At 38.1% G+C, this 24,079-nt stretch carries 21 protein-coding genes; 8 read left to right on the plus strand and 13 right to left on the minus strand.

Going from position 1 to position 24,079, the window contains the following annotated elements:
- Window positions 1–17 precede the first annotated feature (17 nt).
- From tsaB to OLW01_RS07765, 4 genes are all read right to left on the minus strand, one after another.
- Complete coding sequence (tsaB, locus tag OLW01_RS07750; protein WP_268073255.1) at window positions 18–725, minus strand: tRNA (adenosine(37)-N6)-threonylcarbamoyltransferase complex dimerization subunit type 1 TsaB; 708 nt, start codon at window positions 723–725, stop codon at window positions 18–20.
- Window positions 722–2,680, minus strand: a complete 1,959-nt coding sequence (yoaA, locus tag OLW01_RS07755; protein WP_268073256.1) for a DNA repair helicase YoaA — start codon at window positions 2,678–2,680, stop codon at window positions 722–724. Before yoaA ends, tsaB begins: the two co-directional genes overlap by 4 nt.
- Before the next feature lie 165 nt (window positions 2,681–2,845).
- Window positions 2,846–3,379 carry a hypothetical protein gene (locus OLW01_RS07760; protein ID WP_268073257.1) on the minus strand — a complete coding sequence of 178 codons (534 nt, stop codon included), beginning with the start codon at window positions 3,377–3,379 and terminating at the stop codon, window positions 2,846–2,848.
- Between the two features lie 127 nt (window positions 3,380–3,506).
- The gene (locus OLW01_RS07765) at window positions 3,507–3,743 is read right to left on the minus strand and encodes a sulfurtransferase TusA family protein (protein WP_268073258.1); all 237 of its coding nucleotides are present in this window, start codon (window positions 3,741–3,743) and stop codon (window positions 3,507–3,509) included.
- A gap of 81 nt (window positions 3,744–3,824) precedes the next feature.
- On the opposite strand from OLW01_RS07765, the gene OLW01_RS07770 reads away from it, so the two are divergent.
- The 6 genes from OLW01_RS07770 to OLW01_RS07795 all read left to right on the plus strand — a co-directional run bounded on the left by OLW01_RS07770 (window position 3,825) and on the right by OLW01_RS07795 (window position 8,257).
- A complete protein-coding gene (locus OLW01_RS07770) occupies window positions 3,825–4,466 on the plus strand; it encodes a hypothetical protein (RefSeq protein WP_268073259.1) in 642 nt (213 codons plus the stop codon).
- A gap of 218 nt (window positions 4,467–4,684) precedes the next feature.
- Window positions 4,685–6,166: a beta-barrel assembly-enhancing protease gene (gene bepA / locus OLW01_RS07775; protein ID WP_268073260.1), complete on the plus strand. Its 1,482-nt coding sequence runs from the start codon at window positions 4,685–4,687 to the stop codon at window positions 6,164–6,166.
- Between the two features lie 2 nt (window positions 6,167–6,168).
- The gene (gene arsC, locus OLW01_RS07780) at window positions 6,169–6,522 is read left to right on the plus strand and encodes an arsenate reductase (glutaredoxin) (RefSeq protein ID WP_268073262.1); all 354 of its coding nucleotides are present in this window, start codon (window positions 6,169–6,171) and stop codon (window positions 6,520–6,522) included.
- A gap of 3 nt (window positions 6,523–6,525) precedes the next feature.
- A complete protein-coding gene (wrbA, locus tag OLW01_RS07785; RefSeq protein ID WP_268073264.1) occupies window positions 6,526–7,113 on the plus strand; it encodes an NAD(P)H:quinone oxidoreductase in 588 nt (195 codons plus the stop codon).
- Between the two features lie 21 nt (window positions 7,114–7,134).
- Window positions 7,135–7,566, plus strand: a complete 432-nt coding sequence (locus OLW01_RS07790) for a DUF2069 domain-containing protein (protein WP_268073266.1) — start codon at window positions 7,135–7,137, stop codon at window positions 7,564–7,566.
- A 4-nt stretch (window positions 7,567–7,570) separates the two neighbouring features.
- Window positions 7,571–8,257, plus strand: coding sequence for a TIGR01621 family pseudouridine synthase (locus OLW01_RS07795; RefSeq protein WP_268073268.1), 687 nt, complete (start codon window positions 7,571–7,573; stop codon window positions 8,255–8,257).
- A 91-nt stretch (window positions 8,258–8,348) separates the two neighbouring features.
- Here OLW01_RS07795 and OLW01_RS07800 read toward each other — a convergent pair whose 3' ends face one another.
- The 4 genes from OLW01_RS07800 to OLW01_RS07815 all read right to left on the minus strand — a co-directional run bounded on the left by OLW01_RS07800 (window position 8,349) and on the right by OLW01_RS07815 (window position 12,161).
- Window positions 8,349–10,145 (minus strand): DUF5060 domain-containing protein, encoded by a 1,797-nt coding sequence (locus OLW01_RS07800; protein ID WP_268073269.1) that lies wholly within the window; start codon window positions 10,143–10,145, stop codon window positions 8,349–8,351.
- A 462-nt stretch (window positions 10,146–10,607) separates the two neighbouring features.
- The gene (locus tag OLW01_RS07805) at window positions 10,608–11,057 is read right to left on the minus strand and encodes a flavodoxin (protein WP_268073271.1); all 450 of its coding nucleotides are present in this window, start codon (window positions 11,055–11,057) and stop codon (window positions 10,608–10,610) included.
- Window positions 11,054–11,827 carry a tRNA pseudouridine(65) synthase TruC gene (gene truC, locus OLW01_RS07810; RefSeq protein WP_268073273.1) on the minus strand — a complete coding sequence of 258 codons (774 nt, stop codon included), beginning with the start codon at window positions 11,825–11,827 and terminating at the stop codon, window positions 11,054–11,056. The genes OLW01_RS07805 and truC overlap by 4 nt, the downstream gene beginning before the upstream one ends.
- Before the next feature lie 16 nt (window positions 11,828–11,843).
- On the minus strand, window positions 11,844–12,161 hold the full coding sequence (locus OLW01_RS07815) for a YqcC family protein (RefSeq protein ID WP_268073275.1): 318 nt from the start codon (window positions 12,159–12,161) through the stop codon (window positions 11,844–11,846).
- A 116-nt stretch (window positions 12,162–12,277) separates the two neighbouring features.
- On the opposite strand from OLW01_RS07815, the gene OLW01_RS07820 reads away from it, so the two are divergent.
- Together OLW01_RS07820 and OLW01_RS07825 are read left to right on the plus strand one after the other, a co-directional pair.
- Window positions 12,278–13,309: a DUF3549 family protein gene (locus tag OLW01_RS07820; RefSeq protein WP_268073277.1), complete on the plus strand. Its 1,032-nt coding sequence runs from the start codon at window positions 12,278–12,280 to the stop codon at window positions 13,307–13,309.
- Entirely contained in the window at window positions 13,296–13,604 is a 309-nt protein-coding gene (locus OLW01_RS07825; RefSeq protein WP_268073278.1) for a DUF3301 domain-containing protein, read from the plus strand. Before OLW01_RS07820 ends, OLW01_RS07825 begins: the two co-directional genes overlap by 14 nt.
- Window positions 13,605–13,796: 192 nt before the next feature.
- Here OLW01_RS07825 and OLW01_RS07830 read toward each other — a convergent pair whose 3' ends face one another.
- The 5 genes from OLW01_RS07830 to malQ form a co-directional block, all read right to left on the minus strand.
- Window positions 13,797–15,008, minus strand: coding sequence for a response regulator (locus OLW01_RS07830; protein ID WP_268073280.1), 1,212 nt, complete (start codon window positions 15,006–15,008; stop codon window positions 13,797–13,799).
- A gap of 221 nt (window positions 15,009–15,229) precedes the next feature.
- Window positions 15,230–16,756: an NADP-dependent phosphogluconate dehydrogenase gene (gene gndA, locus OLW01_RS07835; RefSeq protein WP_268073282.1), complete on the minus strand. Its 1,527-nt coding sequence runs from the start codon at window positions 16,754–16,756 to the stop codon at window positions 15,230–15,232.
- 285 nt (window positions 16,757–17,041) lie between these two features.
- The gene (glgX, locus tag OLW01_RS07840; protein WP_268073283.1) at window positions 17,042–19,141 is read right to left on the minus strand and encodes a glycogen debranching protein GlgX; all 2,100 of its coding nucleotides are present in this window, start codon (window positions 19,139–19,141) and stop codon (window positions 17,042–17,044) included.
- Between the two features lie 47 nt (window positions 19,142–19,188).
- Window positions 19,189–21,375 (minus strand): 1,4-alpha-glucan branching protein GlgB, encoded by a 2,187-nt coding sequence (gene glgB, locus OLW01_RS07845; RefSeq protein ID WP_268073285.1) that lies wholly within the window; start codon window positions 21,373–21,375, stop codon window positions 19,189–19,191.
- A 366-nt stretch (window positions 21,376–21,741) separates the two neighbouring features.
- Window positions 21,742–23,946: a 4-alpha-glucanotransferase gene (malQ, locus tag OLW01_RS07850; RefSeq protein WP_268076186.1), complete on the minus strand. Its 2,205-nt coding sequence runs from the start codon at window positions 23,944–23,946 to the stop codon at window positions 21,742–21,744.
- Window positions 23,947–24,079: the final 133 nt, after the last annotated feature.

Below are 24,079 nucleotides of genomic sequence, written 5' to 3' on the forward strand. Positions count from 1 at the left end.
TAACTACGTTTTAGTCATTATTTACCCGGTAATTTTTTCCATGTCACTTGATCTCGAACATAGCTTGGGCACGCAGCAGATGCTTCACTTATTTTACCTTGCTGGTATTCAGTTAATGCTAAATACGCAATGTCCAATGCATTTGGAAACTCAATATCCTGTGAAATCGGTGCAGCGATTTGCTCGGTTAAAACTAATTTGTAAGTTTGCCAGCCGGTTCCAACCCCATGCCACTTTCTTTCGTTATCTAGCTGAGCTAATGCCATCTCCGGCGCGCATACTTGTTCCGCTTCAATGAGAGAACTTTGACCTATTTCATGCGTTTGATATACGCCTAAATAAATTTCGTTCATTCTGGCATCAATGGCACTAATTGTATATTCAATGCCATGTATTCTATATAAAGCGTGAGCCATAGCCGCTAAACTTGATATACCGACTACAGGTTTATCCGCGCCATATGCCATGCCTTGCACTATGCCTGTGGCAATACGTACCCCAGTAAAACTACCTGGGCCTTTGCCATAAGCAATCACATCAATGTCTGATAAGCTTAAATTCGCTTGAGTTAAAACAGCTTCCGCCATGCTTAAGATGCGTTTATTGTGTTCTCGTGGACAAACAGCATATTCAACAAAATGGCTATCTTGCGTTAAAATAGCAGCGGAACAAGCTTCTGTTGAAGTATCTAACGCTAAAATTCGATAGTTGGATGAATCGCTCATTCTGTAGCACTCTCTGTCTTAGTTATATCTTGGGTTTTATTTGATGGGCTGTCGGCCAAAAATGCGCAGGCCTGTTCTAAATCTCGAGTTCGTTTCATATTGGGTAAACTTTGTAAAAAGGTTTCGCCATATCCACGGCTCACTAGTCTAGGATCACAAATAACTAATATTCCTTTATCATTTACATCTCTTATCAGTCGACCTGCACCTTGTTTTAACGTAATAACAGCCTGCGGTATTTGTATTTTATTAAACGGATCTTGTCCATATCGGCGACAATTTTCAATTCGAGCTTGCGTTAAAGGATCATCTGGGGCGGCAAATGGTAGCTTGTCGATAATCACACATTTTAATGCATCACCGCGCACATCCACGCCTTCCCAAAAGCTACCTGTTGCTAATAAAACAGGGTTTGATTCAGCGAGATACATTTCAAGTAGTTTGCGCTTTGGCACTTCGCCTTGCACAAAAATAGGATTATCTATACTGCTTTTCAGGCTCTTGGCTAATAAATTCATCATTCGGTAGCTAGTAAACAAGAAAAAACAGCGTCCCTGACTTGCTTTAATGAGCGCCATTGCAGTTTTTTTCAGCTCAGCGAGTACGTTTCTATCATGCGGTTCAGGAAAATAACGAGGAATGCAAAGCATCGATTGGTTTTGATAGTCAAATGGGCTTTCAAGCAACATTGACTCGTAAGTTTTAAGTCCTAACAACTCCGTAAAATGATCAAATTTTTCATCTACGGCCAACGTCGCTGAAGTCATTAACCAGCTTTGTCTTTTTTCAGTTCTTAAATTCGAAAATTTATCAGCGATTGACAAAGGTGTTAAATTTAAACTGACATGTCTTGGGGTCGTCTCATACCACAAGCTCACATCACTTTTCTGCCACTGCATTAATTTATCTAGTGTGCCTCTGGCAATAACAAGTCGGTCAAATAAATGATCTGCATTTTTTGTTCGACCGACAGCTAATTTAATGACCTCGTAACAAAATTCAATTGCTTGCTTTAAATCGTCAAGGTGTTTATCAAAACCCGGACTTTGGCCTTTTTCGCGCCAGTTACCTTTTTCAGGATCAATGGCAAAAGCGAGCCTAAAGTGTTTTGCACTGGTTTGTAGTTTTTCAGCCGCTTTACCTAGCTGACGCATATCTTTAAGCTCGGTCCGGTATTCGGTTTCTATGTCTTTACCTAATTCAACCAGTTGACGTGTAGACAAACGCTGACCAAAATATTCGCATGCTATGTCAGGTATTTGATGAGCCTCATCAAATACCACCACTTCTGAATCTGGCACAATTTCGCCAAACCCCGTATCTTTAACCGCCATATCTGCAAAATATAAATGATGATTAATTACCACTAAATCTGCTTCGGCGGCGTTTTTACGCGCTTTAACCAAATAGCAGTCACTATAATCGGGGCATTCTTTACCCAAGCAATTATCTATCGTGCTGGTCACTAACGGAATGGCCCTTGAATCTTCAGGTATACTGGTCACTTCACCAATATCACCAGACTGGGTTGCCACTGCCCAACGGGCGATTTGTTTTAAATCTTGCTCAACGCTTTTATCGGCAAGCATGTGAGGTGATTGCTGCTGTTTATGCCTCAAAATACATAAATAATTTGAGCGCCCTTTTAATAAAGCCGTTTTAGCTTTACTCACTAAAGCGCGCTTAACTACGGGTAAATCTCGGTGATAAAGCTGTTCTTGCAGGTTTTTAGTACCTGTAGAAATAATTACTTTTCGTTCACTTAATAATGCGGGTATTAAATAAGCAAAGGTTTTACCTGTGCCTGTGCCTGCTTCGGCAATTAATAATTCTTTTTTATCAATTGCGTTTGCAAAGGCTTGTGCCAAATTTAATTGTGCCTGCCTTGGCTGATAGCCTGAAATCACACTGGATAAGGCTCCATTTTCAGAAAATATTGTTTTCAGTTCAGACAAAAATTCCACCTGCTTATATAAATGCAATCACAGCGCTATTTGGCATTATTTAAATTGAATGGCTTAGCTTAGATTGAATGACTTGTTGGTTTTGGACCGAATGATGATAATTATCCAGTTTTAAGGTAAGAGATCTAGGTTTATTGTAAATTTAATCAAGATAAATCAAACTATAATATCAACATGATAATCGTCGTCTTTATCGCTTTTAGTCCCAACACTAGGTGAATCGCTTTTATGTTTTTCGGGATGAAGAATTTCGTCTTTCTCATAAACTGGGTGTTCAAACGCTTCTTGCTTTGCTAAAGCCTGTTCTATTTCTTGTTTAGTGCGAACAGTATGAATCTGAAAAGCCATATCCGCTTCTGTCGGTTTATCTACTTTATTTTTGCTTTCATTTGCGCTTGAATCATTTACTAATTGTTTATTTGTTGATTCTTCATCTGTTAATTGCTCTTCTGCAGAGTCGTTCGAGTCAGCGGGGTCGCGCCGGTCAGACCGTGTAGCGCCGGCCTGCGATTGCACGCGTTTCGCAACCACTAAATTATTTTGCTCGTATACTTCCTGTTGTGTTTCACTTTGATGAGCATCTTCCGACACTCTCGGCTCTTTAACAATGCGTTTAACATTAAGCCTAGGTCGTTCAAGTTTATTTTGTACAACACGAGGTAAAAATGGGATTAATAAATCTTGGCTCATTAGATATCTCCTCCCGACTTTATACCCGTGTTACTTCAATTGAGGTAGCACGGGTATATATTTAAAGTGTCAAACTTACCAACACCATCCGCACTAGCTTATTTTTATATCGGCCAATTTAACAAAATTATAAGCCACTATTGGCATTAACTTTAATAACCAAACAATAAACCGAAGGTGTTGGATGATTTATTTGTACACCATACCCTTTATTTTCAAGCCACGCTGGAATATCCTTAACAGACGTTTTATCCGTTACGAGTTGTTCAATGGTATCACCTGAGTGACACTGCTTGAGTAAAAGCTTTAATTTTAAGAGCGGCATAGGGCATACTAAACCCTGCGTATCTAAATTGAAAAGCATAAAACCTCAATACAATGAATTAGTTCGTATCATAACAAATAATATCTAGCATACATATTATAAACTCAGAGGTTCTCTATAATGGTGCAGCCATCCATTAACAAACCCGTGTTACCCCAAAACCCGACGCTAAAAGACATTAATAAATTTAAAAAACAGCTTAATTGGGGTGAATTGCCCCCGTTTTATCACTTATTAGCGTCGTCAATTAGTGAATTCGAAAGCCAACATTCTATGGGGTTTGATAATGCACTAAACAAAATTTGCAAACCTATGAATTGGAATTTAGAACGCTTAGATGGCTATTTAGATGAACATAACCAAATTCATGTTGAACGCAAACCTAGGCTTGCTATCTATCAGCTATTTACTGACCGAGGCTTTGAGCTCCATTGCTTTCCATATGCAAAAGATCGAGAAATTGATCAGTATGTAAAAGGCCATCGCTTAATGGAATTTGAAACTTGGGATCCGGGTACAATGAAATTATTAGGCCGCATTAATCAATTGCATAAGTTTATAGAATACTACTTTCAAAGTGGCGATAAAGCTGACAGAGCTTTAATTATTTATTCAATGAAGGCCGTAGATAATTTAATTGATTATATGAAAGCTCATGTTGATGTCGTTAAATTTGACGGTGTGAGTATTGAGCAATATTTTACATCGTTAGAGAAAAAACTAGATGACCATGATTTAGACAATTTATTATTAGGTAGATGATCTTAAAAGAAACGATTTTTAAAAATAGCCCTCTAAGATGAAGATTGTTAATAAATAACCTCAACTCGGGTTAAGGTTATTCTAACTAATTAAATGATTTAACCTTATAGCTCAACATGGTTTCTAACGAGCATTTTTTGCCTTGCCCGTAAAAAAGGCCGTTTGAAACATATTCATTAAACCGCGTTGAGGTTAAATAGTTCGTCTAATGAGACATTATGGATAAAGGTATCGGCTTGAAGTATCAATTAAAAAAATTAATTTTTGGGTTAGCAATTGCGTGCCAACTATCGGCTAGCCAAGTAGCTATGGCAAATAATCTATCAAACAATAAGTTACCTAGCTTAGGGACGGTTGCGGCCAGCACACTCACGATAGAAAAAGAAAAGTTAATCGGAAATGTGATACGCAAACAATTGCGCGCCACCTCACCTGTCATAAGCGATCCTTTATTAGATGAATATATCAATAATTTAGGGAAAAAACTGGTATCAAAAGCACATGATGTTAGATACCCCTTCGATTTTTATCTCATTAAAAATCCGCAAATTAATGCATTTGCAACCTTTGGCGGTGTGGTCGCCCTACATACCCAAACTTTGTTGGAGTCTGAAACTGAAAGTGAATTAGTATCGGTGCTCTCGCATGAGATTGCCCACGTAACGCAGCGCCATATCGCCAGATCAATCGAAGAAAAAGAACGTAATGCCCCACTCACTATCGCTTCATTATTAGGGGCTATTTTAATCGCCATGGCAGACCCTAGTGCAGGGGCTGCCGCCATTACTACAGCGCAAGCCAGCTCACAACAAATGGCACTCAATTACACTCGCCAAAATGAAAAAGAAGCCGATAGAATTGGTTTAAGAACGTTAATTGATGCTGGTTATGATCCGCGTGGTGCTCGTGATTTTTTTGTTCGATTGGCAGAGCAATCTCGTTATTCAAGTAAATTGCCCGCAATGTTATATTCACATCCACTACCCGATTCTCGAGTTAGCGATATTCGAGCTCGTATTGATGGTTTAACGCCAGTTTACTTACCACTTAATACTGACTTTCAACTAGCCAAAATAAGAACTTCAGTGTTTTATACACAAAGAGCTGAGTACCATATAAATTACTTTACTCATCAATTAAAAAATGCAAAACCACAACATAAACCTTTGTATCAATACGGCTTGGCATTAGCATTAATGAAAAATGAAGATTATTTGCAAGCTAACAAAATTATTGATGAATTATTAGACAGAGATAATAATAATTTATTTTATTTAGACTTAAAAACCGACATTATTATTGGTTTAAAACAATACAAAGTTATTTATAAACTGCTTGAAGATAAACTAAAATTGATGCCAAATAATCAAGTCTTGGTGCTTAATTATGCAAACGCACTCGTTCATGGCAATCAAGCAGAGAAAGCAGTTGATATTTTGAAGGATTTTATTATTCTGCACCCTCAGCATTATCTTGCTTGGCAAATAATGTCTGATGCCTATAAACAATTAGGTAATCGTTCTCAATACCATCAGGCACAAGCTGAGCTTTATGCTATGGTTTTAGCTTATCCTAAGGCTATTGACGAATTGCACACGGCGTTTAACCATATTGATCGTCAGTCTGAAACCGACAAAAAGCGGATTTCGGCCAGGATTAAGCAGTTAAGAAATGAACAAGAGAATCTTAAAAGGCTGTAACTATGTCCAACTATACCATTTATCATAACCCTCGCTGTAGCAAGAGCAGAGAAACTTTAGCTTTATTGGAAGAAAACGGAATTGAGCCTGAAGTTATTTTATACCTTGAAAATCCGCCCAGTGTGGAAACATTGGCTGATTTAGCAAACAAACTTGAGTTAGAAACCGTTCATGACTTTATTCGAGATAAAGAGTCTATTTATAAAGAACTCGATCTAGATGAATTAATGTCTGATGAAGAACTATTACCACTGATGAATGAGTATCCAAAATTGATTGAACGTCCTATCGTGGTGAAAGGCGATAAAGCCATTATTGGCCGTCCGCCTGAAAACGTTTTAGCGCTCATTAAATAATAAATGACTGAAATATTAGTTCTTTATTATAGCCGACATGGCTCAACGCAAGCATTGGCTTATCAGATAGCAAATGGCGTTGAGTCAGTTGGCGCTCAGGCAAAAATCAGAACTGTTGCCAATATTTCAACCACTTGCGAAGCAACCGAAAGCTCGATTCCTAGCTCTGGAGATTTATATGCAACACAAGCTGATTTGCAAAACTGTGATGGCCTAGTTTTAGGCTCTCCCACCCGCTTTGGCAATATGGCAGCTGAACTTAAGTATTTCCTTGACCAATCGACGCAAACTTGGGTTAAAGGATTACTAAATGGTAAACCTGCTGCCTGCTTTACCTCTTCAAGTTCATTACATGGTGGACAAGAATCTACCTTATTAAGTATGATGCTGCCGCTAATGCACCATGGTATGTTATTACTCGGATTACCTTATAGTGAATCTAATTTACATACGACGACAAGTGGCGGTACCCCTTATGGTGCGAGTCATTTTGCGTTAAACCAAAATAACCAACTTTCTGACGAAGAAGCACAACTTGCTTTTGCACTCGGTAAACGTGTTGCGTTATACGCCCAGCAGCTTTTAAAATAACTGAATATATTAGTAATCAAAATGACCGAATCAACCAATGAACTCAACAAAAGTCCTGAGCGGCTTAAAAAAATTAAACACTGTAAAGCACTGGCTTTAAGCGGCTACTTGGGGTTATTTGTTTTAATTCCTATTTGGCATATTTGGCTAGCACCACCGCTTGAAGGCATGTCAATTTGGTTTGTGGTTTTGCTCTGGTTGATCCCACTTGTATTTCCATTAAAAGGCATGTTAACAGGTAAAGCCTACACGTACGCTTGGTCTAACTTTATCTGTATGTTTTATTTTTTACATAGCTTAACGCTCATTTACGCCTCTGAACATGAAAGATGGCTGGCATTAACCGAGCTTATACTAGCGACTTTATGGTTTGTAGGCGCCAGTTATTACGCAAAGTACCAAGGCCAATACCAAGGTTTGGGTTTAAAAAAATTAAAAAAGAATCAGGAATAATTAAGTGCCTGACTCGCCTTTACCTATTGAAATCCAATTTGAGCATCCAGATTTTTATATTGTTAATAAAACCCATAATCAAGATTTTCATGACAACAATGAACAAATGGGTTTTTTTAACCAATTTCAGCTGCAAGTAGGCGAATCTCTTTACCCAGTACACAGGTTAGATAAAGCCACATCAGGTTTACTGATATTTGCTCGAAATTTAAAAGCTGAGCATTTTTTCAATCAAGCATTACAAAGTGGTCAAATTGATAAACTTTATTTAGCTATCGGTTCCAATAAACCGAAACAAAAGCAAGGTAGGGTCATAGGCGATATGGAAAAGTCGCGCAATAAAGCTTGGAAGTTATGTCGAACTAAGCTTAACCCCGCTAAAACTTTTTTTTATTCGTTTTCAATTGGCCACGCAAAAAGGCTTTACTTATTAAAACCTTATACAGGAAAAACCCATCAACTTAGAGTCGCAATGAAATCTTTGGGCGTGAGTATCATAGGGGATGATATTTATCAGGGTGAAAAAGCAGACAGGCTTTATTTACACGCATTTTGTCTATCGTTCAATTATCAAGATGAGCAAATTAAAGTTACTTCAACCCCAAAGCAAGGCGCCCTATTTACTCAATTAGATCATGATTTACTGAACCAGTTAAGTCAATTTGAAGACTTTAACTGGCCTAAATTATAAATTAGGTTTACAAGGCCTAAGCTAACATCAAGCACTATTATTAAGATGTTAGCTACTAATGCTAGTAGCTAATGCTAGCTACTAACAATCGCTAAAGACGCTCTATTAACACAACCCAATCTTTATCAATTTCACTAGTTGGTTTTCCAATATTCCGTTTAACCGTTTGAAAATAATATTGCAGCGTTTCGTCAACCGACACTTGTTTAATTGTGCCTAATTGTAACTGTCCGCCATTTCTTGGGTTAAACCACTTAATTGAATAGTTGGCAATGCCTTTTGGCAATTTAATCGCTAAGTCTTTTTCTGCATTTTTAACATAGCCAATATAAAACTCGCCTCGTTTTGCTAACGCCCAACCATTTACCAATGCTTCATCTTGGCTTTCAGCATCTTGATAATCCACATCAATCATACTAAAAAAATCAAGTGCATGTTTTGCCTGTGTCCAGAACTTATCCCGAGTACGCCAATCTTGAGCAGTTAAGTCTGAGTGCGCGCGTTTATAACCAAAGTACCACTCAGTCCCCCAAGCGCCTGCCGTTAATGCTCCCCATAGTCCATTCATTCTGGCATCATCATGTGATGGGTTGTCTATATCAGGTTCCAGCGCAAACTGAGCATCACCAGGCTCATCTACAGCCACTGCAAATGGGCGGCCATTAGTTATTGGCCACGAACGAATTCGTTTTACAGTTCCATGAATAGAGCTAAAATCCTTTAAACTGGTTTGTAATGATACCCCTGTGTAATAACTGTCAGCCCCCGTTAAATCATCAAAAAAGTTACCATTGTGAATTACAACATGATGGTTATATGGGTCTTGTTCATGAAAATACCGAGCCATGGATAAACGCTGAATACGAGTTTGCGGCAAAGTTTGATGTTTTGGATACCAATTGCCATTTTCTTCGCCCATATTCCAATTTAAAGCTAAATGGTGGCCAAAACGTGCGATTAATTCTCGATAATAAAGTTGGCGCTCTAGCCCTAAACCGCCGTTATCCAGCAACCCTTGGTTCTCTGCTTCTTGAGTTTTAAAATGTAAAAATAAACCTAACTTTTGCGCATGACTAAAAACAATATCCCACTGAGCTAACTTAGAAACATCAAACCTGTCATAAGTGTGATAATCAGTGTAAGGGAACACATTTTGATCGTCGCCCATTATATTTAACGTTAAAAACGAGATTGAGTTCATCCCTTTTGATGCAATATAATTTAGCGCACCGATAAGGCCTTTACCTTTATCTCCTTGCCATACTGGATCACCCGATTTCCAATCTTGTTCATGAGCCTGCCAACTTTTTACTAAATCGTCTTTAAACCCATCTTGATGAAAACTGCCATCGAAATCCCGATAAGATAATAGGTTTTCCGGGGAATCCGGACCCGCTTTAATAAAATAATCGCCAGATTCTGCAAACTTCAAATAAGGTTTATTAACATATTCAAGGCGACCTCTTTCTCGAAAATCTGGATAACCTTTATCGCTAGATTTTACGATAAAATGGCCTTTACTATTATCTATGCTGCCGACACTGTAGCCACTATTTACCCGCTCTGAAACCGCAATAAAAGGAGCAGTTTTGAATGAAATTTTCCAATCCCACGCGCCTTCTTGATCGGGTGTAAAAATCACTCGCCATTTATTACCTGAACTTGCACCCGAATTGGCTGCATCCCCATCGGCAGCAAAAAAACCAGGCACTTTATATTGAGTTTTTGTTTTACGGTGTGTGAATACAGCGTTTAATTGGTAATTTACAAAAGGGTTGACTTTATCTGTTTCAGAGACAGTTGGACCATCAAACGTAAGAGAAATGCTGTGCCATTTTTTAAGTTCCCCGGTTATATGAGGTGAAACCTGAGCCACTGCTGACGTCATAAAAAAAGAGCAGATTAAAAAAAGTAAAAGTTTCAATTTAGAAAATGGTAATTTAATTCGTGTTGAGAACATAAACGTCTCCCAGGTTGTTTTATTTAAATTCATAATAAAACAATATACAGGATAATGTTAACAATGATCACTGATAAATTACAATTTCTCTATCATCTTACGGCCACAGGGCAAGATCATACTTTATTATATCGGCAATATTTAAATGGGGGAGCCATAATTTAGAACACTGGATTTTGTTCCAGACAAATTCTAAGTAACTGCATCCATGCGGTCAAAATGTATTTTTCAGGACGAAAAATACAAGTTTACATGGAAGTACTTAAACCGTTTTTGTGAAAATTATGTATGGCTCCACTTCGTTAATATGCGTAAAAAATGCTCAACTATGAGTTTGCCCTGGTTATCGCTAAAGAACAACAATAATCAGTTTAAATCCAATATTATATTTTATAGCTTAGCTTGAAGCTGACCTAACCAAGCTTGTGCTGCACCAAATGCATCCATAGTTTCGCAGGCATCAATTTCTAGTAATGGTAAAGTTTGTACGGCCATACTTTCCGTTAATACTTCGTCAAACTGCTTACCCGCCTGACAAAATGTTTCGCCATAAGATGAATCTCCCATTGCAATAACGGCATACTGCTTGCCGCGTAAATCAGGGGTTTTATCTTTTATTTCAAAGTATAAAGGTTCTAAATTTGCTGGAACGTCTCCCTGCCCTGTCGTTGAGGTGATAACGAGCAAAGTCTCAGGGTTGGCAATTAGCACATCATCTAAACTTGAATCAGTAAAAATATTAACCTGATGGCCTTGTTCAGATAGTAATTTACTGGTTTCGTCTGCTACATCTTCTGCACCACCATATACAGAACCGACTAAAATTGCTACTTGACTCATACCCTCTCCTCATTAAATGTTAATTTGGTCATTGTTAATAATTGCTTAAAACTTTCATCCAGTGCTGCTTTTAATTTAAGCGGCTGCCCACTCACTGGGTGGGTTAATTCTAATTTATGGGCATGCAAAGCTAATCGTGTAGCTTGGTTTAAGTTTTTGAAATATTTATTATATTTGTTATCACCATAATTTACATCATAAATAATTGGATGACGAAGGTGTGCCAAATGGCGCCTAATTTGATGCTTTCGACCATGTTTTGGTAACAGCTTTAATAAGCTAAATCTTGATGTTGGGTATCGATTAATTTCGGCATCGATTTCTGATTGTGCTAAACATTGATATTGAGTTTGGGCAGCTTTAGCTGGCTGATGTTGATTTGCTTTTTTATCCGCAATTTTATCCAATTGTTCAACTAACGGGTAGTCAATTAAACCTTCACCCGTTAAATGCCCACGCACAATTGCCAAATAAGATTTTTGCAAAGTTCGAGCTTCAAACTGCTGGGATATTAAGCGAGCGACTTCAGATGATAACGCCATTAATAAAACACCAGATGTAGGTCTGTCTAGTCTGTGCAGCGGATAAACATATTGACCAATTTGATCTCGTACCATTTGCATAGCAAATTGAGTTTCGTGTTTATCAATTAAAGACCGATGGACTAATAAACCTGATGGTTTATTAACTGCCACTAAAGCTTCATCTTGATATAAAATTTCTAATTTTTGTTCTGGCCATAAAACACCAGTGGCAGAATTTTCCATCATTTATCCCCGCATTTATTTAATTAAATAAGTTATCGATTTGGGTTAATACCAAATATAACGGCTTGGGGTTAAAGTCTGCATCTTTATAAACCTCTTCTGCTATTGGCATCAAGCAAAGGTTTGGGGGTAAGCTTTGCTTACTATTTAAAATAGCTTGCATTCTTTCAATAAAAATAAATTGCAACCATTGATGAAAATCTAACGTATCAATACAAAAAGGTTGTGTGCTTGTTAGTGCGCTTTGACTTGGTCGGTTTACTTGCCACAAATCGAGCTGCTTAAGTACTTGTTCTAAATCTCGCAAAAGTACTGAAAGCTGCTGTGCTTTATTCATTATAAATCAACTCCGTAAACCCGTTATCTATAAACAAAAAGACTATTATAGCGAGAGACTGCTTCTGTTATAATCTTTTTATCTAGGTTTTTATCAAAATAGTGCATTAAGACAATATGAAAAATATATCTACTTTATTTGAATTAATTCAATCTTCTGGCTGTGATTACTGTATATATGACATAGGTCGTCGAGTTGTCGAAATTCCAAAAACCGAGTTTGAACGCTTTGAAAATGCTCAGCAAGCTTACCCTTACCCTATTCAAAAAACGGCCCGCTTTGCGTTAGTTTACTGGCCGTTAGGACAAACCGGCAATCCTTTTATTTGGTTTATGAACTTGCCATTAAATGAAGAAAGTATGTTAATTGAAGCTTCACGAAACCATTTTGTTGCTATTATTCAAGAAGCTATGGGTAATAAAATTACCGAACAAGGTGAACAACAGTTGCCAGATAACCCATACATAAAAGCGCCAGATGCAAAAAAACTAGCCATGGTAAACGCCAAATTAAAATATAAACTGCAACTACCACCATCCAGTTATTTAGCCGATTGTATTAGTTATTTATCACACGAAAACTGGACAAAATGGCAAGATTTAGCCGTGCAAGGTTGGGCCGATTTAATAGTGCGTTTAGAAGATCCTAAAATTAAGCAATTATTTGATAACGGCTTTTTTGAATTTCCAGCGCCAATGAAAGATGAATTAGCCAGCTTAATTGAACACCAAACGTTAAGTCGAGCGACTAATCGTCGTATTATTCGTCAGTTACAAAACAAAGATCTGGATAAACAAGCACAGCTAAGTTTATTACGTTGTCTTTCTGGTTGGTCCACCGATAATGAAATTAACCAATATTTAACTCAAGTATTAAACACTGAACAAGCCATAGATGCAGATTTATTAGCCATTATTAGTGCTCGTTGTTTCGAAGCATTAGCTGACCCTTTATTACTTACTTTGTATTTAGAACAAATTGCAGATCATCCCGCTGAAGGTTTATTTGAAGCTCTGTTTACAGACTTGGTGGCAATTCCTAATTTACGCCGCTGTATTTTTGCATTATTACAAAATCCAGCCGCATTACCAAAAACCAGAATTGCACTAAGCAAAATGGTTTCAGGAAAATATAATGCAACTCATTGATATAGTAATTTTAATTGGCATTTTTTTAATCGCGGCGCAATTTTGGCAACTACGAAAACAAACAGAGGCCGCACATGCATACGCCCGAAATTACTGCGAAAAGAATAATATTCAATTTATCGCACTTGCCCGTAAAAAGACCAATATAAAACTCTTCAAGAAAAAGTTAATTGTATGGAGAAGCGTATTCGATATTGAATTTAGCGGAAATGGTGAAGATGCCAGTTCTGGCTGTATGGTGCTTGAAGATCTGCGTTTAATCGATATTACCACCCAAGCTTATCCTGTTAATTAATCACATAGATCGTCGTCAGTCTATTTACGACTTAAGCAGTTACACACCGAATAAAGCTTTTTGTAATTGTTTAAGCCGTGTTTGTTTTTTGCGCTGAGAGAAAAATTGTTTTATGCGAGGTTTAACAGTCTAACCAAGTTATTTCTCGTGCAACATAAGACAATTAGCGCCTATGCCCGCTTACGCAGGAAATTAAAATAACTCAATATCAACATCGGCTACGCTTTCAGCTGATAAAAAATACTTTTCTTCCGTTTCTTTTACATGAGAAACAATTTGTGCTTGTTCATCAACTAAGTTTTGCATTGTATTTAGCACACTGCTCAAGGTTTTATTCGTTTGCTCTGATGCCATTACGCTATCGGTGACTTGCTCTATCGTATTCATAACGCTATCTAAAATATATTTTTCTTGATCGTCATCTAAGCCCAGCGTTGGTATTCTAGATTCAAGCTCGTAAAACATACTTCGCATTTTTTCATAACCCGCCTGCTGATTTTGATTTAGGGTATTCGTTAAGCTAACTAATTCATCTTTCATTTCATGAAACGTATAAGTTAACCTATTTGCTTGCTCGGTTAGGGCTTTTTCAACTTCAAGTGAGTGTAGTTTAGCGTCTGTTGCACCCAATGCTGATGGAAATAAATCTTTTAAGCGTCCATAAGTATCGAGCTGAGTGACTGGCATATTTTTAATTAGCACGCTCACTTTTGGATAATTAATAATGGTTCTGGCCCCAAAATCAACAAAACGTTTATCTAAACGAGCGGCTTGCATTAATTTTTTTTCGAGTGGTTTAACAACTTCTTTAGATGAAAAATAGTAATCTTCGTTTGCTAATTCCATGTAGAGCAGACAATTAAGCCCCCACGTTTTGGTCAAATTTAAAAAATGTTTAGCAAGTTCGTCAACCACAGTTGCACCATAGCTTTTTTCAACAAACCCCATAACTTGGCCTAACTCGCTATTACCTGTCATTGCGGTAAATGCTGTGTTTTCAGCCATTGCTATTTTTTGACTTAGCTTTTTCTTTTCAGCGTAATAATTTTTAATCACCCACAGTTTGGTTTGTAAAAAAGACATATCAAACGGTTTAACAATAAAATCATCTGCCCCTGCTTCGTACCCTTTTAAAATTTCTTCGACTTTATTTTTTCCAGATAAAAATATGACAGGAACGTGTCCTAGTTCAGGCGTCTGTTTTAATTTTTCACAAACCTGATATCCGTTTTGTCCTGGCATTTCGATATCCAGTAAAATTAATTCAACCGGTTGCGATAAAGCGCTGTCTATACCTTCATCGCCATTGTAAGCATGGTATAAATTAAAATTATCTTCTAACTGACTCTCAATAAATTTGTGAGTCATTTTATCATCATCAATTAACAATATGTCTGTAGGCATGCCAGCTCCACTGATAATATAACTATCCAATGTTATAAAATAAGCATAGCCTCTTAATTAAATAAATCTAGCGCTAAAAACAAAGAAGTTAGTTCAAAGTGAAAGTCGTAAAGAAGCGTTGGTAAGTTGTGTTGTGACGCGTGTAAAAGATGAAATTAAAGCGTGAGCGAAAAAATCAGCCGCACTATCACTTTATGTTGAGTGTGCGGCTAAGGTAAGCTTTATTTAAGACGGACGATATCTCGCTCAGCAGACCAATTGATGTGATAGAACTGGCCTCTTGGCTCATCAACACGTTCAAATGTATGAGAACCAAAGAAATCACGCTGACCTTGCAATAAGTTAGCAGCGGTCGTTTCACTACGATATGAATCATAATAAGACAAAGAAGAGGTGAAACAAGGCATAGCAACACCCAAACGAACACCATCTACGATTGCTTCACGCCAGTTTTCCTGAAACTTTTCAATTTGACCGGCAAAGTAATCATCCATCAATAAATTAGCAAGCGCTTTGTCTTTATTGAATGCATCCGTGATTGATTGTAAAAATACCGCACGGATAATACAGCCAGCACGCCAAATTTTAGCGATTGCTGCAAAATCTAAATCCCAACCTTGCTGCTCGCCTGCGGTTTTCATTAATTCAAAGCCTTGTGCATAAGCACAAATTTTTGAACAATATAAAGCATCATGTACGCGTTGAATGTAAGCTTGTTTTTCACTTTCTGGAACTGTTTTAACCGCTGGGCCTTTTAAAATGCCAGAAGCTTTAATTCGGTTATCTTTTAAACTAGATAAGCATCGAGCATAAACAGATGCAGTTACTGCCATTGCCGGCGAACCAATTTCTAAGCTGCCCATGGCTGTCCAAAGACCTGTGCCTTTTTGACCTGCGACATCTAAAATAACGTCAACGATAGGCTTGCCAGTAATAGGATCATCCTGATCTAATACTTCTGCAGAAATTTCAATTAAGTAGCTATTAAGTGGGCCTTTATTCCATTCACGGAAAATAGCTGCAATTTCTTTTGGGGTTAAATTAAGCGCGGTGCGTAAGCTTTGATATGCTTCGCAAATTAATTGCATATCGGCATATTCTATACCGTTATGAACCATTTTTACATAATGGCCAGCACCTGTTGGACCAATATAAGCCGCACAAGGCTCGCCTTCTTTAACTGGATTACCAGGTTCATTATTAACTAAAGGTAAGCCTGATTTAGGATCAACTTTAGCAGAGATAGCCTCAAGTACAGGTTCTAAACGAGCCCAGCCAGCTTGATCGCCTGATGGCATTAACGATGGGCCAAAACGAGCGCCCACTTCACCACCTGATACAGCGCAGCTAAAGAAGATAAATTTACCGTTGTATTGTTTTTCACGCTCGACAGTATCAGTCCATAAACTGTTACCAGTATCAACAACAATATCATCTTGTGAAATTCCGTGCTCTAGTAATTTAGCACATACAATGTCAACCGGTTTCCCTGCTGGGATAGATAAAATAATTAAATATGGCTTTTCCAACTGGCTCAACATATCTTCAAATGATGAACAACCAATGATTCTTGCGTCTTGATTACCGCGTTCAATTTCATCTTGAGATAAAATGCCCTGCACTTTATCAGTATCTAAATCAAATGCAGCAACTTTGTAACCGTTATCTGCTAGGTTTAAGCCTAAGCTTTTACCCATAACACCTAAACCGATCAAACCGATTTGGCAAAGTGGAGTCGTGCGCGACATAATTACTATTCCTATAATCGTCAGCTTGTCAAAATTCGGCGATATTCTAGCTAAAAAGCATGCCCTAGGCTATACAGATAGCGCTTAGAATGCCCTGTATTGGATAAGTGAAAGTTATAAGCATCATAACGTTCATAAATGCAATTAATAGTACATGGACGTCATTGTTAACAATGTCATTAGTACATGGTGTCGAAGCGTGCTTTGAAATAGGATTTTAAGCTAAGTTGGAATTAATAAAGCAACACAAAAATGTCACTTTGTGTTGCTTAAAACATTCAGTTTTTAAAGCTGACGCGTGAGCAAGGTAAGGCTTTTGGATTGTTGGTTATAGCTGTCGCCGACCGATTTTTGCTTGTTAAATTGGTTATCTTCTATTGACGTATCAAATATTAACGCCCAGTTTTGACCTTTTGCCAATGCCGGTAAGGTAAAGTGCAAATCATTATTTTCAGCATTAAACAAAATTAAAAACCTATCTTGATCAGGACAATACGCTTGATTACAACAAGCTAGCTCTACCGCTAAACTAAAGTTATGAGGTGCATTCCAAGCAAGCTCGTCCATAGGTTCACCGTTCACTTGAAACCAGTTAACCTTATGGTTATTGAGCGAACCAAAATAAGCGTCGTCTTCAAGAGATAATGAATGCAACAATTGACTACTATGCCTGAGTTTAATTAATTGCTTAACGAAGTTAAGTAGCGATTTATCGGCTTTAGTTAACTGCCAGTTTAGCCAGCTAATGGTGTTATCCTGACAATAGGCATTATTATTGCCCAGTTGCGTGCGGCCAATTTCGTCTCCGGCCAGCAAATGTGGCGTACCTTGAGATAAAAATAAAGTAGCTAAAAAATTACGTTTTTGTTTTTCTCGTAAAGCGTTAATTTTTTGGCTGTCTGTAGGGCCTTCAACACCATGATTAAAAGAAACGTTATGGCCATGACCATCTCGGTTATCTTCACCGTTGGCATCGTTATGCTTGTGGTTATAACTCACCAAATCATTCAGTGTGAATCCATCGTGATAAGCAATATAATTAACACTGGTATTAATGGTTCTAATATCCTTTAAAAACACATCCCGAGAACCTAACAAACGAGTCGCAAAATCGCCCAACAATGAGCCGCTACCATGCCAAAACCCTTTAACTGTATCTCTAAATTTATCATTACATTCATGCCAGTTTTCAGGAAATTGACCTAATCGGTAACCGCCCCAACCTATATCCCAAGGTTCGGCAATTAATTTAACGTCACTTAATACCGGATCTTGAAATAATACTTTAAAGAAAGCGGAATAGTTGTCGAAATCATTGCCTTCACGCGCTAAACTTACGGCTAAATCGAACCGAAAACCATCAACTTGCATTTCTTCCACCCAGTATCTTAGTGATTGAGTGACTAATTGAAGTACATAAGGATTATCTAAATTAATACTGTTTCCGCAGCCCGTATTATTGACTAAATTAGCATAATTTAACTGACCATTTTTGTCTTGCTCAAACAAATAGAAGTTACGATTATCTAAGCCTCTAAAAGATAAAATAGGTCCTTGCAAGCCCCCTTCTGCACTGTGATTAAATACCACGTCCAAAATTACTTCGATGCCGTTTTTATGTAATTCACGCACCATGGTTTTAAACTCAGTGACAGAGTCTTTAACTGCGTATCTAGGTTCGGGAGTAAAAAAGTTTATCGGGTTATACCCCCAATAATTACTCAGCCCTAGTTGCTCTAATCTTGGTTCTGACATAAATGCCATAACCGGCATTAATTGCAAGCTAGTGACACCAAGTTCTTTTAAATAGCGGATAACACTTGGTTCAATCAAGCCTAAATAAGTCCCTTTGTATTCTTCTTTTACTTTAGGGTGAAGCTTGGTAAAGCCCTTTACATGAGTTTCATATAAAACGGTGTCTGAGTCAGGGATATTAGGTTTTGGCGTTTGCTGCCAGTCAAAAGTAGCATGATCTATCAGCACCCCTTTAGGAACCATATGTTGGGAATCGTCTTGGTATAAGCGCTCATTCCAGCAAACCGCTCTATTTAACTTTTTGGCATAAGGGTCTATCAGCAATTTGTTCGGATCATGAAACAACCCGTTTTCAGGTGAATATTGCCCACTCACTCTGTAACCATATAACTGGCCAGGCTTAACGCCTTCAACGAAGACATGCCAAACTCTGCCTTTTTTGCCTGGCATGTCAATTTTTGCTAATTGATTTTCGTCACTATCAAATAAACAAAGTTGAACGTTTTCCGCTTCGGGTGCATATACCGCAAAATTAGTCCCTTTACCTTTAATGTAGTGTGGGCCGAGTTTATCCCCGTCTCCCAAATAAATATTAAAGTTACCTACCTTAGTTATTTTTTTTTGCTGCACTCGTTTCACCTAAGCCTCCTAGATTATGGTATTGACTAAAACACTATCTACTCATATACGATATACACAGTTGCTAGTGGTGGTAAATCAATCATGATTGATTTTTCTTGCCCTTGCCATGCTATATCTTGCGCTTCAAAATGCGTATTTGACAGAAAATCACTGCCCCAATAAATTTGTTCATCTGTTGATAACAGTAATTTATAGGTGCCTTTATCTTTTACCCCAATTCGGTAACCTTCGTGCGGAACGGGTGTAAAGTTACTTACAACATAAACTTTTTGTTCACTGGATTCAGCTTTACGAATAAAAGATAAAATGCTTTGACCTGAATCTTGATGTTCAACCCATTCAAACCCACCTGCTTCGTGATCTTTTTCATAAAGTGCTGGGTATTCAGTGTAAAGTTGATTCAATTTTCGATACAGGTTTTGAATGCCTTTGTGCTTTTCGTATTCAAGTAAATACCAGTCAACCGAACCTGCATGGTTCCACTCTGCCGATTGTCCAATGTCGTTACCCATAAAATTGAGTTTCTTACCTGGATGAGCATACATAAAACCGGCATAAGCTCGTTGATTAGCAGCAGCTTGCCACTCATCACCTGGCATTTTTCTCAGCAAAGAGCCTTTACCATGTACAACTTCATCATGAGAGATTGGCAATACAAAGTTTTCATTATAGGCATACACCATAGAGAAAGTTATTTCATTATGATGATATTTACGATAAGCCGGATCTTTTGAAATGAAATGCAAGCTATCGTGCATCCAGCCCATATTCCATTTAAATCCAAAACCTAATCCACCTTCAAAAACGGGCCTTGAAACTTTAGGAAAAGCCGTTGACTCTTCGGCTATTGTAAAGGCGTGTGGATACTTGCCATAAACCTCTTTGTTAAACCATCGTAGTAAGCTAACGGCTTCATAGTTTTCATTCCCACCATCGATGTTAGGTACCCACTCACCTTCATCACGTGAGTAATCCCAGTAAAGCATACTCGCGACTGCATCGACTCGCAGCGCGTCAATATGAAATTTATCAAGCCAAATAAGTGCACTTGCAACTAAAAACTGTCGGACGGAATCTTTACCGAAGTCATAAATACAAGAGTTCCAATCCGGATGCCAACCTCTTTTAGGATCTTCGTATTCGTATACATAAGTCCCATCAAATCTTGCTAACCCGTGACCATCTTCAGGAAAATGAGCCGGAACCCAATCCAAAATCACACCAACGCCATTTTGGTGGCATTGATCAACAAAATATTTAAAATCATCTGGGGAGCCAAAACGACTAGTAGGTGCAAATAAACCAACTGGCTGATAACCCCATGAACCATCATACGGATGTTCTGAAATAGGCATTAATTCAATATGGGTGTAGCCCATATCTTTTACATAGGCAATAAGCTCATCAGCCAACTGATGGTAACTTAAGGCTTGTGGGCCTTTTTCATTATAATGAGGCTTCCAGCTACCTGCATGCAGCTCGTAGATAGCCATCGGTGATTTATAACGATTAACTTTAGCTTGAGATTCAAGCCATTCACTATCATTCCATTGATACTGACTATGATCAAACACAATAGAAGCATGAGAAGGATATTGATCAGCGTAAAAACCAACAGGATCGGATTTATGGGGTAGCGAATTGCCCGTTGGGTCTTTAATTTCATATTTATAGCGAGTACCCGCATTAACATTTGGTATCACCAAAACCCAGTGCCCACACTGAGTTTTTTGCATAATATGATAGCGACCATCCCAATGATTAAAATCACCAATAACACTTACACTACTTGCGTTAGGCGCAAATACCGCAAACCGAGTGGCCGAAATTTTACCTTGAGCAGTATCGAGTTCAATTAACTGTGCGCCCAGCTGCTGATAAATATTTTCTGGTTTTGTACCCACATAATGAACAGCATGAAAAGCTTGCTCTTGAAACTGGTAAGGGTCAGTCACTTCATAGGTATGTTCTGCGTTACTGACTTTAAAATAATATGTGAAATTATCATCGAGATCGTCAAAATTGGCTTCAAATAAGCCCAAAGCGTCAATCTGAGTTAATTCACCAACAGATTGATTTGTTTTAAAGTCAATAACTTCAACTTTAATTGCATGTGGGATCCAAGCCCGAATAAGCGAATGTTTGCTGTCTTGATTTATTTGTAAACCTAAAAAATCGAATGGGTTGTGGAGCTTGGCTTGGTTTAATTCGTTTGCGAGCATACAAGAATCCCGTTGTATAATATTGATATTTTGAGTTTCACGGCAAGGCTAATTCCTTTTGCAGAAATGGAATCAACAACTGATATCCTACGCAACTGTCGTTATCGCATATGATGGATATATACCTAAAAGGTGAATACACAAAGTTTAGTGTTCTCTGCAATAAATTAAGCAGTTCGAATAATCAAACTGCTTCCAGTTTGTATTAAATTAACGCGTCTTTCAATATTTAAATGACACTGGGTCTGTTGCTTTTTATTTATTTTTCATTTAATTGAAGGTTCTCAATTAAAATTAGATTCGCTTTACCCGCATTGAAAGGTAAAGCGTTGCAACCAAAACATGTAAAAATTGACCTAAAGTCAATTACTCAGCTCGACTAGCTGAACGAACCTGCGTTAGTTTTTCCGTCAGCTGGTTCACTTGCGGCAAATTAAATATTTCGTTCAGGGACTGGCTCAATTTTCGTCGCCAATTTGGATACTCATCACAAGTACCAGGTACATTCACGGGTGTCTCCATTTCTAACCAGTCTTCAAGTTGTAAGCTCAGTAACACACTATTTGCATTTGCCATGTGTAATTGTATGGCATAATTAAGCGACTGATTCATAGGAACTTGGTGCGCGTCATGCCCCACACTTGGGTCTACAACACCATGCCCGTGTAAACTATCTAAGATACGTTGCTTGTTATGATGCCGACTATGATGTAAATGATTCACTGTAGCATCATCAGGGTAAATACCCAAACGCTGACCTAACTCTAAATCTAAGCAATGCCAAAAACCTTTTAACGTGGGCAGATCATGCGTTGTTAAAGTAGCCAGTGCTTGTTTTGGATAGTGTATAGGCGAATAATAACCACCATCGGGCGCTGTCTCGAAAAAGAAAACTCGGTATGATAACAACCCGTTTTCTGAGAATATTTCACGGATTCCTTCTGGCACTGTACCTAAATCTTCACCAACAATCATACATTGGTTACGTTGGCTTTCCAGACACAAAATTGCCAGTAAATCGTCTATTGGATAATAAACATAGGCGCCCTTAGTCGCATGTTCATTGGCGGGTACCCACCAAAGCCTAAGTAACGCCATCACATGATCAATACGCAATGCACCACAAGCTTTCATGTTAGCGCGGTACATATCAATAATTGGTTGATAATTTTGTTTAAACAATTGATTGGGATCCATAGGCGGTAAACCCCAACTTTGTCCTTGTGGACCTAGAGGATCTGGCGGCGCGCCCACACTCAAATCAGCACAATATAAATCTCTATTTGCCCAAACTTCCGCGCTGCCGGAACTGACGCCTACCGCTAAATCTCGGTATAAACCAATTAACATCTGATGCTCATTTGCAACTTGTTGGCAGGCTTCCAACTGAGCTTTCGCAAGCCATTGAAGGTATTGATAAAAAGCGATTTTATCTGGATTATCTTCAATAAATTGCTCAACTTCTTGTTGATCAAATTCGGCTAATTTTTCTGGCCAGCTAGGCCAACCCCAAGCTTGAATACCCTGAGCTTGCAATTTATCTTGAATTGCATCAAAAGTAGCTTGCTCTAGCAAGGATTGGCCACCTTCATTAACAAAAGCTTCAAAAGCGCCTGCCTGATCAGTCTTTTTATTTAAATGATTGTGTTGAAACCACTTAAACAACGCATTAAATACTGGCATTTTCAGCTGGCTAATTTTTACGTAATCAACAAATTCGGCTTGTCTGGCCTGAGTTAATAGTTGTTGATGCTGGTCACTGTCGATAATAGCTTGAATGTCATACGATTGTGAAAACCCTTCTACTTGCTGCGGATCAATATAAAAAATATTAAGCCAGCGTCGCGAAGATGGACTATAAGGGCTACAACTTTCGGGATTAGCGGGATACAACGCATGAATAGGATTTAACCCAACAAAATGTCCACCTCGCTTAGCAATTTCATCAACAACCAAACGCAAATCGGTAAAATCACCAATACCCCAATTGGTATCACTTTTTAGGCTGTATAGTTGAACACTAGTGCCCCATACTTTTTGGCCCGCTAAAATAGGTTCGGGTTGATAACATCGTAATGGTGCAACAACCAGCTGCTGTTGAGCAATTAAGTTTCGAGCTTGATCAAACAAGAGAACCTGATGATAACCATTTTCATTAATACTCGGCAGCTCAATTAAGTACTCTTGGTACTCAAGTTCATCCACCACTTCTGCATCAACTAACGTGGTATCGACTGGCGTAAAAGAGTGAGTTAATTGATGCCCAGATTCCGTGTTAACCTGGCATTCTAATATTTGGTTCGCTAACGAAATCGGTACTCTGATTTCAAGTTCTAACGGCTCGTTCTCACGGATAACTTTAATTGGATTAAATATAGACAACCAATACGTTTGTTTTTCGTCTTCCAGCTGGGAAAATAACTTTTCATTATTATCAATGGCGTAACCCATGGCTTTTAATAATTTAGCTTTGCTACTTGGCTCAACTTCAGTATTTTGTCCCCAAGCATTAGTATATTTAGTTTCTATACCTCGAGCTTTGGCGACATGATCAATTAACTCATAATCCATAGTGTATTCCTTGTCTAGATTTACCTCTAGCATAACGTAATCTTGTTATTTTTCATCCAACTAATATGGTAAAAACAAGATTAATTCAAGTTCATTAAGCTATATGGTAAATTTTTTGAGTTTTTATCCTCTA

The sequence above is a fragment of the Catenovulum adriaticum genome (assembly GCF_026725475.1).
Lineage (GTDB): Bacteria > Pseudomonadota > Gammaproteobacteria > Enterobacterales > Alteromonadaceae > Catenovulum > Catenovulum adriaticum.